The following is a 13,171-nucleotide window of genomic DNA, read 5'->3' on the forward strand; positions in this document are numbered from 1 at the left end:
AGAGTAATATGCTAAATAGCGCGATTTCTCCGCTTTATTATGGAGTAGAATATGTTGCATGGCTCGAAATCCTTGAAGAGGGCGCGAATATCGTCAACATCGGCCCGCTAATCCCGGAAGCCGGCGACCACCGCGAGGTCGTCGCGAGATTGGCGTCAATCGGGGGTGTGAACGAAGTCAATTGGATGACAAGGCCGGCACTGCAAGCAAGCGATATATAGTCAGCTCATGCCTGGCGGGCCTCGCGACCCGTTACGACGCCGCGGCGGCGCCCTGCGGCAGCGTCGAAGCCGCAGTCGAGCGGGGGGCCGCGATACCGTTCTGCCCCGAGCAGGGCGGCGGTCTTAAGACACCGCGTACCCCCGCCGAAATAGTCGGAGGTGACGGCCACGATGTATTAAAAGGGAACGCCCGAGTCATTACCGGGGACGGCGAGGATGTGACCGAAGAGTTTGTCCGAGGGGCCAAGCAGATGCTGATTCTTGCCCGGCTAACCCATGCGTCCGCCGCGATTCTAAAGAGCGACAGCCCCTCGTGCGGCGCGGGGACTATATATGATGGGACTTTTTCCGGTAATATGGTAGAGGGCGACGGTGTAGCCGCCGCGCTCCTTAGAGAGGCGGGCTTTGAGATAATTACCGAGAAAGAGTTTAAAGATGATTGACTACCACGTCCACACCGCCCGCTGCGGCCACGCCGACGGTGAGATGTCGGACTACGTCGCACAGGCGCGCAAAATCGGCCTGCGGGAAATCGGCTTCGCCGACCATCTCCCGCTTCTCACCACGGAGGACCCCTCGCTTACAATGACCTTGGACGAGTTCTCGGGTTATGTTCAAGAGGTCCATAGTCTGGCGGGTGATGCCGACGGCATCATTGTAAAGCTCGGCATCGAGGCCGATTATCTGCCGGGCTTAGAGCGCGAAACAGCGGCCTTGCTCGCGTCGTGCGATTTCGACTACGTCATCGGGTCTATTCACTTCATCGACGGCTGGGGATTCGATGACGGCCGCTATCTCGAAGGTTATGCCCAAAAAGATATTCACACCATCTACGAAGATTATTTTAAGCTGGTGGCGCAAGCCGCGGGCTCCGGGATGTTCGATATCATCGGACACCTGGACCTCGTCAAGAAGTACGGTTTCCGGCCTGAAACGGATATAACGAGTTTATTAGAGGATACGGTCGCGGCGATAAAAGAGGCCGGCGTCTGTGTCGAGATAAATACGGCCGGCCTTCGAAAGCCCGCGGGTGAGGTCTACCCTAGTGAGGCTATCTTGGCGCTCTGTTCGAAAGCCGGGGTCCCGATAACGCTAGGCTCGGACGCGCACCGTCCCGACCAGGTAGGCATGGATTTCGACCATGCGTTGCGCCTCGCTGTCGCGGCCGGGTACCGGCGACTGACCGTGTTCGACGGACGCGAGCGCGACTATATCGACATCCCGTAGTCCCGTCGGGGTGTCATCGATGGAATTTATCCGGTGGGAGGCCCGGTTATCATATGGCTAAAGCACTTGTATTGATGTCGGGCGGTCTCGACAGTATCCTCGCCGCGAAGGTCCTTCAGGAGCAGGGCGTCGAAGTCGAGGCCGTTACGTTTATAACCCCTTTTTTTACGGCTAAAGAAGCTATAAAAGCCTCGGCGATGCTAAATGTCCCGCTTCATGTGGTGGACATTACCGACGAGCATCTCACGGTGCTCAAGGAGCCAAAGCATGGATATGGGCGGTTCATGAACCCCTGCATAGATTGCCACGCGCTTATGATAAGGCGCGCGGCGCGGCTTATGCGCGAGATTGGCGCCGACTTTATCGCCACCGGAGAAGTCCTTGGCGAGCGCCCGAAATCTCAAAACAGAAAAGCGCTCGACGTAGTCGAGCACGAGTCGGGCCTCGACGGCTACGTGCTGAGGCCGCTCTCGGCCAAGCGCCTTAAGCCCACCGTCCCCGAGCGGGAAGGGCTCGTCGACCGGGACCGCCTTCTGGCGATAAGCGGCCGGTCGCGCAAGCCCCAGATGGCGCTGGCGGAGCGGTACGGCATCGAGGAATATCCGTCACCCGCGGGCGGATGTATCTTGACCGACCCTATGTTCTCCGTGCGCTTGCGCAACCTCTTTAGAATCGAGGGCCGGCCATCGGTCAAAGACATAAACTTAATCAAGGTCGGGCGTATTTTTCTTTCACCGGAAGGCGTTTTAATCATTGTCTCGCGCAATGAGCGGGAGAACGAGGTCTTGTTGGAGACCGCGGGCGAAGGGGATATATTCTTCGAGGCCGAAGGCTATCCCGGCCCCCTGGCCGTTGTTCCGAAGAGTGACGCGGGGGAGGAGACTATTTACCTAGCGGCCGCCCTCACGGCAAAATACGGCAAAGCGAAAGCGGCCGGCGAAGTCGATGTCGCCACTTGGGTACATGGCTCGGGAGAGAAGCGCCTTATCCACATCGTCGACCCGGCGAACGCCGTCGAGGTGACCCCGGCGCAAGGCGATGAATTGGCCAAGGTCGCTAGGGGAAAGAATTCGTAAGGGTCGCGGCGTTCGACGGCCGGCATCGGCGCCGTGGCTATAGCGGCACCGAAGTGTTAACAAGCGGTTGAAACTGCGCTAGACTAAGGTGTAGTTCGCTTAAAAGATAGACAGCTAGAGCTGACCGAGGAGGCATGCGATGATTGAGAAGAAAGCCGACATAGGCGTATTCGGCGGGTCCGGGTTTTACGCGTTTCTCGAAAACGTCGAGGAGCTGGCGATCGAGACACCGTACGGCGCGCCGAGCGACAAGGTCGCTATCGGCAATATCGGCGGAAAAAACGTGGCGTTTATGGCGCGCCATGGACGAAACCACCAGTTGCCGCCGCATATGATAAATTATAGGGCGAATCTTTACGCGATGAAGTCGCTCGGCGTCGAGCGCATCATCGGGCCGTGCGCGAGCGGAAGCTTGCAGCCCGAGATACGACCGGGCATGTTCGTCATCTGCGACCAGTTCATCGACAGGACGAGCGCCCGCCGGGACACCTTCTATGACGGCCCGATATCGACGCACGTCAGCGCGGCCGACCCTTATTGCGAGACGATGCGCGATGCCGCGTACGGCATAGCTAGAGAGCGGGGAATACCTGTCGTCAACGGCGGCACGGTCGTCGTCATCCAGGGCCCGCGCTTCAGTACGCGCGCGGAGAGCAAGTGGTTCTCGTCGAACGGTTGGGAAGTAATTAATATGACCCAGTACCCCGAGGCATATCTCGCGCGCGAGCTGGAGATGTGCTATCTCAACATCTCGCTCATCACCGACTATGACGTCGGCCTCGAGGGCATGGCGGACGTACCGCCGGTCTCACACGAAGAGGTCGTCAAAGTTTTTACCGAAAACAACGACAAGCTGCGGGACCTCTTGTTCGCGCTCATCCCGAAGCTGCCCGAAGAGCGTGATTGCCTATGCTTCAACGCCTTGGATGGCGCGCGGTTCTAAAGCGCCCTAGTCGAGTGTGCGTCCGACACTACTGTTACGGTTTCAAAATGTTTGAGTCGGCTGTCTTATCGACGCGGTTACCGATATTGAGCATACGGGCTCGATTTGCGCCTAAGATAAGATAAAAGACAGAGAAAGACAGAGAAAGTCGAGTTTTTAGCTAGAATTAGCTTGTATCATTGGTTACAATATACTTTGACTATACAAAAGATTGTAACATCACTAACCGACATGCGGATGCGTGCATGCTCAATAGATGAGCGAGGTGTTGTTATTGAGCGATATACCTGAAGGCGTAATCGAACGACTCTCAACCTATTTGAACTGCTTGATAAAGTTTGAGCAGAACGGAATAGAAACGGTCTCCTCGGAGAGGTTGGGCGAATCGAGCGGTGTCAACCCCGCCGAGATTCGCCGGGATTTCACGTACTTCGGTACGTTCGGGAAGAAAGGTGTCGGCTACGATGTCGACACCATGATAAAGAATATCAAGAGGATACTCGGCTCGGATGAGCCTCACAAGATAGCGCTGGTCGGCGCCGGAAACCTCGGCTCGGCTATCGCGTCGTACGAGGGCCTTTTGCAGCACGGTTTTCACGTCGCGGCCATCTTCGACAACGACCCCAAGAAAATCGGCACCAACATACGGAATCTTGAGGTTTTCAATATCAAAGACCTGTCGCGGATTCTTCGCAGCGCCGGCATCGCGATAGGCATCATCGCGGTACCGCCCGCCGCGGCGCAGCCCGTCGCCGACCTCCTTGTCGAGGGCAATATCTCGGTCATCTTAAACTACACGCCGGCGCTTATCAGAGTGCCGCCCGGTGTGCAGTTGCACAACACCGACCCCGCGCAGCAGCTTCTGCACACTCTCTACTACTTGTCGGCCAACGAGAAGGGTCTTACCAGGAGAAAGCGCTCGTCTGTAACGGGCCCAAAGCGGCGGAGGAAAACATAAAATGTTGTTGTCCGCCGCATTTAAGTGTATGATTCAGGTATCTCGGTGGAGCGGGGGCGAAGATTTAGCACGAACCGCTTTTTCAACTCCATCGACGTGAAACAAATAGCTGAGGAGTTGTGATTATATGTTTCCATTAGCACAGAGCCTGGTCATGCCTGCGATAATAAATTTCTTGCCGGGTCCCAGCGAATTGATCATTATTTTGATCATCGTCTTGATAATCTTCGGGCCGAAAAAGTTACCGGAGATGGGCCGCGCAATCGGGCAGAGCATAAGAGAGCTGAAGAAAGCTACCGACAACAAGGACGAAGCTAAAGACGAAAATAAAGACGCGCCCAAAGACGAAGCTAAAGACGAGGCTAAAGACGAGACCGTAATCAAATAGCGGGCGCTCGCGCTTTGCCGACAACGATGTTGCGGTTATCGGTGACGTCCGCTAGCTATTATAGAGAAGGCTCGTATGCTTAGCATGCTATTAATCGGATACAAGAGAGGCGATTGCGCCTCTTCTATTTATTTAGCAACGCCTTAGGCAAACCCTCGGAGATCCCAAGACCAAAACCCCTGCTCCCACATGTTCTTTCGCATCGGCCTCGCGTTATGAGTTCTGTTTAGGCTTGGTCGGATTGGGTAAAGAGGGGACGCAAGTCGAAGTGAGTTCCGCCAACCGGGATCATAGTTCTCGATGCGGTTTGATTTGACGCGCATGACTTTACGATGTGAGTGGGAGATAGCACCTGGTAGTTGGTGCAGGTCGCAACAGCGCGACTAAGCATCGGAAGCGCTTGAGTGTGTTGTTTTTGCGCTTGCTCGGTGATCAAACAATATGGCGAAAGGCGGAAAATCCTGGTGGGAAAGATAGCTCTATCAGTCAGCGAAGTAGCATTAAAGCTCAAGCAGGTCGCCGAGCCCGCGCTGGACGCTTGGTCGAAATCGCTTAACGGCGCTGTCAGCGACGACTTGTTCGAGTTCTTCAAGCAAAGAATTCGCTTTGCGGTTAGCCGGCTCGATGATGGGATAACCGCCGAGCTAGTCAAATGCGATATGTCGCCGGCGGACGACGTAGTGGCGCCACAGGTACTTCTGCTAGACCGCCATGAGTACCAGGCCATTAAGGAAGAGCTTGCGAAAGCATTTCAAGCGCAGGTCAAGTGCCTGGATTTTGATACGAGCGAGGAAGAGCTTGCGGAGTACCAGGTAAAGTTGCTCATCCACGTACTCGAGGATTCGATAGCCGTCAGTTTTTTGTCGGCGCTCTTCAACGTCGCCGACCGCTTAGAGCGCGAAAAAGCCCTGATTAGAAAAGCCTTAGGCGATGTGACCGAGACGCTCGAGAGAGACCGCCAAAGGCTCGCGTTCGACCTTCACGACGGCCCGGCGCAAGCCCTTTCGAGTGCTCTTCTCCAGGCGGATATGCTGGATGAGATGCTCTCATCGAAAGAAGCGCACGCCGAACTCGCATCGCTTAAGTCTATTATCAACCAGTGCTTGCATGAACTGCGCACATCCATCTATTCTCTGAAGCCCCAATGCATGTCGCAGAAAGGTCTGATGGCTATCGTTAAAGGCTATGCTAAGCAGTTCTCCGCGAGAACCGGCATCGATGTCGCGGTGGTAGTTGAAAGTACGGAGCGGGCGGTCCCCGAGGTCGTGGAGGTCAACGTCTTCAGGGTCGTCCAGGAGGCCTTGAACAACGTTGCCAAACACGCGCGGGCATCGCGTGTCACTATCACGATGGGGTTTAGTAAGACACATGTGAGTTGCCGCGTCGAGGACAACGGCATCGGTTTTGACGGTAAGGGGCCGACTAGCCGGGCGAGGGGGCTCTACGGATATGGTCTGACCAGCATGCGCGATAGGGTCGGACAGTTTCTCGGCGAGTTCGATATCGAAAGCCGGCGCGGAGCGGGCACGCGCGTCGTGTTTAGAATACCGTTGACTTGAAAACAAAGAGTGCTGTCGGGTCAACCAATGGGCGGTAGTCTCAAGCTTGACGACCCGAAACTAAATCGTATGTATCCACTAATATGGGAGGAAAACACGGTATGGGTCAACTCAAAGTCATGATCGTCGAGGACCATCCCCTTATGCAGGCGGGCATCAGAAAAGCGCTGGAGAGGTGCGATGATATGCAGGTGGTCGGTGAGGCGTCGACAGGAAAGCGGGCGGCTGAGATAGCCGACAATGTCGACCCCGACATCATCATCATGGATGTTAAGCTTCCCGACAGCGATGGTATTACCACGATGCAGGCGATAAAGACCCGGTGTAAGAGCGCCAAAGTCTTGATGTTCTCGGGTTTTGACGATGAGCATTATGTCGTCCGGGCGCTGGAAAGCGGCGCCAACGGGTATCTGCTAAAAAATATCGGAGGAAATGAGTTAGCCGACGCCGTGCGGCAGACGGCCAATGGCCTTAACCCGATATCTCCGCAGCTAACCGGTAAGGTCATCCCGATGGCCAGACAGAAGAGCCAGATTTGCGAGCGCTTGACCCCGCGTGAAAAAGAGGTTTGGCAACTTCTCTCCAACGGTGCTTCCAATGCTGAAATCAGCAAAAAACTCTACGTCTCAGAGAGCACGGTAAAATTCCACATCCGCAACATCTTCCACAAACTCGGCGTCAAAAACCGGGTCGAAGCGGCGCGAGTCGCATTCCATTCGATTGTCGCATCTTAAGACGCCAGGGTATTGCGGTATATGCGTAACGCAGCCCTGTTAGCGTAAAACCCCTGTCTAACTGCTAAAACAAGCACCTATATCCCTAAAGTGCATTTACCGACCCCCCGGCCAAGCGTATGCGAAAGTATAAAATCCCAAAAATATTTTTGGCCAGGTTTCTTAGCGCCTGATGTGCTGGAACTAGTCGATAGGTTAGTTGAAGACTGACCCTAAGTTAGGTATTGGGAAGCCTACTTTTTGGAATATAAGCGTTGAATCGTGAGCAAGGGGTGAGCGAGGGCGCACAGGAATATCACGCGCACCCCGGAATGCGCCGGTCATATTTGACGATTAATTAAGCTTTTATGGATAGAGGGGGAACGTATTATGAAAGCGACTAGGAAATTCTTCGGGCTCGGGATTATGGTCTATTTAGTTTTAGCGTCAGTGGCTTTGTTAGGCATGCTCGGAAGCGCGCTTGCCGGTGGCTCACAGTCGCTTGTGCTGGAAAACGCGGAAGGCGAGTCACTCACAGTGGGTAGCGTGAGCGCTGAGACGAATGGGACGAATATTATAATAAACATCGTCACTGAAGCCGGGTATCCAATTGCCGATAAGAATACGGGCACTTTCCTGACATTCAGAGGCAATCCGGGTGGAATTCAACGGGCGATGTCAGTCGGAAGACCCGCGGACACTCAGTACCTTACTTATAAATCCAGTCATCGCCATACCTACGCCATCCCGCTGTCGGAGATAAAAAACGATGGCGTAGCGATTTGGGTCTCCGCCGATGTCATTGTCGACGGTCGCATAACCGGTACAAGAAAAGCTTATATCACTATCGTCTTTGAGATACCACCGACCACCACAACAACAGCGCCGACAACAACCATATCGACCATTCCGACCACAACATCTACAATCCCGACCACAACATCAACGACGAAGACGACACAGCCTCCGGGCACGACCACCACGACCCGCGGTGTAGGAAATGGCGCCGTGACAACGACTACTGCCGGGGTTGGCAACGGCGTAATCACGACCACGACCACGGCGCCCGGTGTTACCGCTACGACCGTCGCGGGCGTGACGACTACCACGATTAAGCCGGTTGAGACAACCGTTCTGACAAAGGTGGCGAGAGCAAAGGTGACCAGAGAAGCCTTACCGTTCACCGGCACACAATCCAACTCGTACCTCGGGGGGCTATTGCTGATGTTGACGGGCGCCGGGTTATTCCTGGGGTCGCTTAAGAGATCGAACGGGTAGCGGCAGGGAGTCGGGAGGCGGTTAAAAGGTTGACGGGGGCTGATCGCGCCCGCGACGACGGCAACATAGCCAAGCCATCAATAGTACACAGACATAATACTAACCATAAGGACAGCTCGATACTAGACCAAAGAGGGAAGCAGTTCCGGGGCAAGCGCGATACGATTGTATTAACAGAGATTCTTCAAGCAAGCAGCGCGATTTCAAAATGATTTAAGCAGGTTATGCAGGCAGAGTATGCGAGACATGGGACTTGGGGCTATGAGCATCTGTTTAACACAAGAAAGTCACGCAAAACTCCATACGGTTCGCGCCCTCGTCGTCGATGAAGACGCGGTCTACCAGAACCTGCTCTGTAAGTTACTCGTTACGAACGGCATGCAGGTAGTAGGCAGGGTGTCGCACCTGGACGAGGCGGTCGGTATGTACAAGGACGCCGCTCCCGATGTGGTGCTCGCGGATTTAAGTTCCGATGTCGAGTCGCGCGTCACCCGGTTGTTTAAGATCAAAGAGATTGACCCCCTCGCCAAGATAGTGGTCTTCTCCATATTGAGCTTCTTCGGTGATGAGGCGCAGGGCGGGGACGGGCTGATCGACGCCCATATTATGAAGGGCTCAGCGGCGAGGGATATCGTGGGCACGATACAAAACGTGGTAGTCGGCGAGAAAACATAGCATAGACAACGGTTTTACTCGAGAGTGAAGCTAAAATACAGAGCTGATTCTTTGATGAAAGGAGGTGAAATATTATGAAAAAATTACTAGTTTTGCTGCTTGCCTTGGCCGTGCTCATGAGCTTAAGCGGCGCCGCGTTCGCCGAAGGTTCTTGGAGATGGAAGAGCGGCTCCATGGTCAACGGGGATATCTATAAGTCCATTCTCTTTAAGAACGAGGCGAAGACGAGAACCGGTGATGCGACGGCTATGGCGAATGGCAGCGCGACCGGCGTTGACTCTTGTTCCAGTGCGACAGCGTTAGACGACAAGTCGACGGCTCTAAACGACAGCAAGAGAAGCGTGACCAATACCGGTAAGGCCGATGCCGTGACCGCACCGGCGGATGCCTTAAACCAGGTGAACAACTCCGAGACGGAGACGATCACCGAGCAGGCCGAGACCCATTCCGATTGCTCTAAGGTTATGGAGATGACGACCTGCGGCGACGGCATGGCCCATGTCGACTCTAATCGCGACCACAGGTGCGACAAGTGTGGTTGCGAGTGCTGCCCGGCGGCGGTAATAGGCGACATCTGCATCGATGTCACCTACAAGAACAAGGCGGACGCTAGGACCGGTGACGCGACAGCTATAGGTAACACGTCGATGACGATGGTCGATTCTTCCTCAAAGTCGCTTGCCACAGGCGGCGGCACGGCCAACAACAACGACAGCACGGTTGTCTCCAATTCAGGCGATGCGGACGCGACGAGCGGGCCGGCAATATCGACAAACCTGGCAAACAACAACGTTACGATCGATATCTTCAGAGGCGCGATGTCTACCAAGACATGCGATGTGGTCATGAGCTTTCTGGCCAAGTAGTGCAACCGAGCAGGGAGGGCTTTAGCCCTCCCTGCCCCAATTTACACGATCCTAGTTTATGCCTCGATGAAAGGGGGTGGACCGATGTTTAAAAGAAAATTATTAGCCTGTTTCTTGACGCTCTCGCTCATTGCGGGCGCGCTGGGCGGGCCGGCCATGGCCAATGCCGTGGAGAGTACGCCTACCGGTGGAGTCGTATACAGCGCACAGCCGGTGGGTGAGCCGGAGCCGATAAGCAATCCCCCGGCCGGTTCGAGCACCGGCGGGTATCTTTATGTGCCCGGGCCATTGATAGGTATGCGCCCGGCGCCGAGCGCCCCATGTACAACCGATGGGGTTCTTCTCGATATCGGCAGCGAGGTCGATATTCTCGTCGAGAACCAGGCATCCGCTAAAACAGGGACAGGCACGGCGGCCGGCTCAAATGTCGACAACAGCACGTCCGGCACATCCAAAGCGGTGGCCCTAAACGATGCCGGTCAGGAGGTCTCGCCGAGCACGACAGGCGCATTGGCCGACAATAGCGTCGTTAAAGCGATAGCCAATACCGGAACCGCGACCGCCGTTACAGGTTTGGCGCAAGCCAGTAACACTTCACAGGATAATACGGCCACAGTCGCGCCGAAAACGGCGGTCGGCGTCGATGTTTTGGGCAAAATCGTCGATTCGGCGGTCGTCGTCAAGATACTGTATAAATACTGGGCAGGTATCACGGGCCTGGCCGATGCGACGACCGGAAACGGCGGAGCCGGCGGGCTCGAGGCCTCAAACTCGATAAACAGCGACGACAAAGCCGTGGCCAAAGGTGATGCCGCTTCCGTAAACGGCGGCGGTTCGTACGACGGCAGCGCCCTCGCCATCAACGAGTCGGATAATGTCATCGGAAATGACGGCTCAGCGCTGGCGGCATCCGGGAAAGCGAACGCCGACAACACAATGCTCGGAAACGATATCTATGTCGCACCCGCCATCGACACGCTGATACGATTCTGCGGCGATATCATCCGGTCGAACGTGACCATCGAGTTGCTCTATAATTTTATGGCTACGATTGCCGGCCAGGCCGTGGCGCGGAGCGGCGACGCGAACGCCATCGGCGCGGATGTCGTCAATATGATAGATAATTTTAGCAGTTCGAAAGCGGTCGGCGATGCTCCCGCGGTCGCGGGTGCCGGCGGCTACTCCGACGGCAGCGCGATGGCGGTTAACGATACGAGCAACGGCATCGACAACAAGGGTGAAGCAGCCGCAATATCGGGCCAGGCCGAGGCTTTGAACTCGATGTTGAACAACGATATCTTTATCGCGCCGGCTATAACGAGCGCACTAAATCTGCTCGAGTCGATTATCGATTCGAATGTCGTTATCAAGATTACCTATAATATCTGGGCTATGATAACCGGAGAGGCGCAAGCCCGGACGGGTGATGTCGGTGCGTTCGGCGTTGCCGCTGATAATGCTATCAACAATGCGTCGAGCGCGACGGCTCTCGGTGACTCCGCAGTGCCCTCATCTTTTGGCGGCGGCTCCGGCTCGGCCAACGGTGAGGCGGTAGCGCTCAATACGACAGCGAATCAAATCGACAACGACGGCGCGGCGCTATCTTTAAGCGGCGACGCCAAAGCCGCGAACACGATGCTCGACAATGTCGTCAATCTCTCACCGGTGATCGACACCATCGTAATGGTAGTGCGCGAGATTCGGAACGAAGACTCGGTCGTCATCGAAATCGTCTACGATATTTGGGCGACGTTGACGGGGTCGGCCAATGCCGCCTCCGGAAGCGCCACATCCTACGGCGCGTTTGGGGCAAACGTTATAGATAGCAGCTCCGATGCGTTTGCCGTCGCCAAAGTGACCTTCACTAAACCCGATGGTTCGGCGACCGCGCTCAACACCTCGGACAACATCATCGTAAACGACGGCTTGGGCCTTGCAGGCTCGGGTAAAGCCGATGCTTACAGTAATATCAGCAAGGCGGAGGTCTCTTTGACCGGCTACCTGGCCGAGCGGTGCTATATAGGCAACGATTATAGCGGGCCGATAGCGGTCGCAATCGGCGCTGCTATCCGGGAGCGGGCCGATGCGAAATCCGGAGACGCGACGGCATTCGGCGGCAAAGCCGATTCCGCCATGAAATCAAACGCGGTTTCAAGGGATATCTTTGGCTCGGGCGGTTTTTCGATAAACGAAAGCGATGCCGATATCTACAATATCGGCCGGGGCATTGCGATAACCGGCAGCGCGCTCGCGGTATCGGGCGAGGGGGCGCCAAACAACACGCAAAACAAGATTGTCATCGGAACGGGCCTACAGGGCGGCCGGCCTCAGGCGGCGGGCTTGGGTAGCCCGGTGGGCGGCACGCAGAGCGGCGGCGGGAGTGAACCGGCGCTCAGCTCCGCGGCGGCGTCCTCCGGTGATGATGGGCCATCTTCAAGCGGCGGTGTCAGCGGCTCTAGCGGCGGCGCAAACGGAGGCGAGCCCGCTTCGAGCGCTACGTCAAGCAGTGACGGTCGGGCGCTAGGCACATACAAGGATAGCGGCGCGCGCTCGATACTCGGAGCCGATTGGGGATGGGCCTCGGATTTGAAACCGTATGCGCGGGCGGTTAAGAACTATATCGACACAAAGCTTCTTGGAGATATGGGTCTGGCCGTCGCGGATACTGTTACTATTCCCTGGTGGTTACTGGTAATATTCGCCGGCGGCCTTGCTTGCTCATCAGGGCTTGCCTATAAACTCAAGCCAAAGCGAAGGTAGCACTAGAGGTTAGTGTAATCCGTTGAGACATAGTAAAAAGGGCCAAATCGGCCCTTTTTATTTTTTTCGAAGCCTCGCGATAATACCTCTCGTAAGCTGCGGTTTTGCGTAGAGACGCGCGAACTCCGTCAAATTGCTATGATAAAATATTTTGCCTCTTCCGAGCAGGCAATCCTGACCGTTTGGTCAGGGCGGCCCGGAGCGGCCTCAGCGGGGCGCTTCGGCAATATTTAACCCCCTTTACCTGTGAATATTAAAAACAAGTGCGGCACGACAGCCTTAACAGAAAAATTCGGTCTTAAAGGTTAGAAAATCTCGATAAGCGGCAATATTTGTGAGCGTCAGCGAGAAATTAAGGGATAACAGTGGTGAAAGGAGGTGAATCTAATGAAGAAAGCTTTAGCTATTTTGCTGCTTGTCGGGATTCTTGTCCTTAGCATGGCCGGCAGCGCCTTTGCCAACCCGATCTACCAGGGCGGCTGGGGCAATTGGAATACCGCTATCAAG

13 protein-coding genes are annotated in these 13,171 nt (G+C 55.4%); 12 read left to right on the forward strand and 1 reads right to left on the reverse strand.

Annotated features, from left to right (window positions below; translation table 11 throughout):
- Positions 1-8: 8 nt before the first annotated feature.
- The 9 genes from KGZ93_06340 to KGZ93_06380 all read left to right on the forward strand — a co-directional run bounded on the left by KGZ93_06340 (position 9) and on the right by KGZ93_06380 (position 7,106).
- Positions 9-221, forward strand: a complete 213-nt coding sequence (locus tag KGZ93_06340) for a hypothetical protein (GenBank protein ID MBS3909229.1) — start codon at positions 9-11, stop codon at positions 219-221.
- Positions 182-664, forward strand: a complete 483-nt coding sequence (locus KGZ93_06345) for a DUF523 domain-containing protein (protein ID MBS3909230.1) — start codon at positions 182-184, stop codon at positions 662-664. Before KGZ93_06340 ends, KGZ93_06345 begins: the two co-directional genes overlap by 40 nt.
- Complete coding sequence (locus KGZ93_06350) at positions 657-1,448, forward strand: histidinol-phosphatase HisJ family protein (GenBank protein MBS3909231.1); 792 nt, start codon at positions 657-659, stop codon at positions 1,446-1,448. The genes KGZ93_06345 and KGZ93_06350 overlap by 8 nt, the downstream gene beginning before the upstream one ends.
- 53 nt (positions 1,449-1,501) lie before the next feature.
- Positions 1,502-2,524, forward strand: a complete 1,023-nt coding sequence (locus KGZ93_06355; protein ID MBS3909232.1) for a tRNA 4-thiouridine(8) synthase ThiI — start codon at positions 1,502-1,504, stop codon at positions 2,522-2,524.
- A 142-nt stretch (positions 2,525-2,666) separates the two neighbouring features.
- Positions 2,667-3,467, forward strand: coding sequence for an S-methyl-5'-thioadenosine phosphorylase (locus KGZ93_06360; protein ID MBS3909233.1), 801 nt, complete (start codon positions 2,667-2,669; stop codon positions 3,465-3,467).
- A 274-nt stretch (positions 3,468-3,741) separates the two neighbouring features.
- Positions 3,742-4,425: a redox-sensing transcriptional repressor Rex gene (locus KGZ93_06365; protein ID MBS3909234.1), complete on the forward strand. Its 684-nt coding sequence runs from the start codon at positions 3,742-3,744 to the stop codon at positions 4,423-4,425.
- Positions 4,426-4,600: 175 nt separating this feature from the next.
- On the forward strand, positions 4,601-4,813 hold the full coding sequence (gene tatA, locus KGZ93_06370; GenBank protein ID MBS3909235.1) for a twin-arginine translocase TatA/TatE family subunit: 213 nt from the start codon (positions 4,601-4,603) through the stop codon (positions 4,811-4,813).
- A gap of 464 nt (positions 4,814-5,277) precedes the next feature.
- Positions 5,278-6,372: a sensor histidine kinase gene (locus KGZ93_06375; protein MBS3909236.1), complete on the forward strand. Its 1,095-nt coding sequence runs from the start codon at positions 5,278-5,280 to the stop codon at positions 6,370-6,372.
- A 101-nt stretch (positions 6,373-6,473) separates the two neighbouring features.
- Positions 6,474-7,106: a response regulator transcription factor gene (locus KGZ93_06380; GenBank protein MBS3909237.1), complete on the forward strand. Its 633-nt coding sequence runs from the start codon at positions 6,474-6,476 to the stop codon at positions 7,104-7,106.
- Between the two features lie 823 nt (positions 7,107-7,929).
- Here the strand turns inward: KGZ93_06380 and KGZ93_06385 are convergent.
- Positions 7,930-8,007 carry an IPTL-CTERM sorting domain-containing protein gene (locus tag KGZ93_06385; GenBank protein ID MBS3909238.1) on the reverse strand — a complete coding sequence of 26 codons (78 nt, stop codon included), beginning with the start codon at positions 8,005-8,007 and terminating at the stop codon, positions 7,930-7,932.
- 593 nt (positions 8,008-8,600) lie between these two features.
- Here KGZ93_06385 and KGZ93_06390 point away from each other — a divergent pair.
- From KGZ93_06390 to KGZ93_06400, 3 genes are all read left to right on the forward strand, one after another.
- Entirely contained in the window at positions 8,601-9,038 is a 438-nt protein-coding gene (locus KGZ93_06390) for a hypothetical protein (protein MBS3909239.1), read from the forward strand.
- 74 nt (positions 9,039-9,112) lie between these two features.
- Complete coding sequence (locus KGZ93_06395) at positions 9,113-9,904, forward strand: hypothetical protein (GenBank protein ID MBS3909240.1); 792 nt, start codon at positions 9,113-9,115, stop codon at positions 9,902-9,904.
- A gap of 84 nt (positions 9,905-9,988) precedes the next feature.
- Entirely contained in the window at positions 9,989-12,664 is a 2,676-nt protein-coding gene (locus tag KGZ93_06400; protein ID MBS3909241.1) for a hypothetical protein, read from the forward strand.
- The last annotated feature ends 507 nt before the right edge of the window (positions 12,665-13,171 follow it).

Source organism: Actinomycetota bacterium (genome assembly GCA_018333515.1).
Lineage (GTDB): Bacteria > Actinomycetota > Aquicultoria > Aquicultorales > Aquicultoraceae > Aquicultor.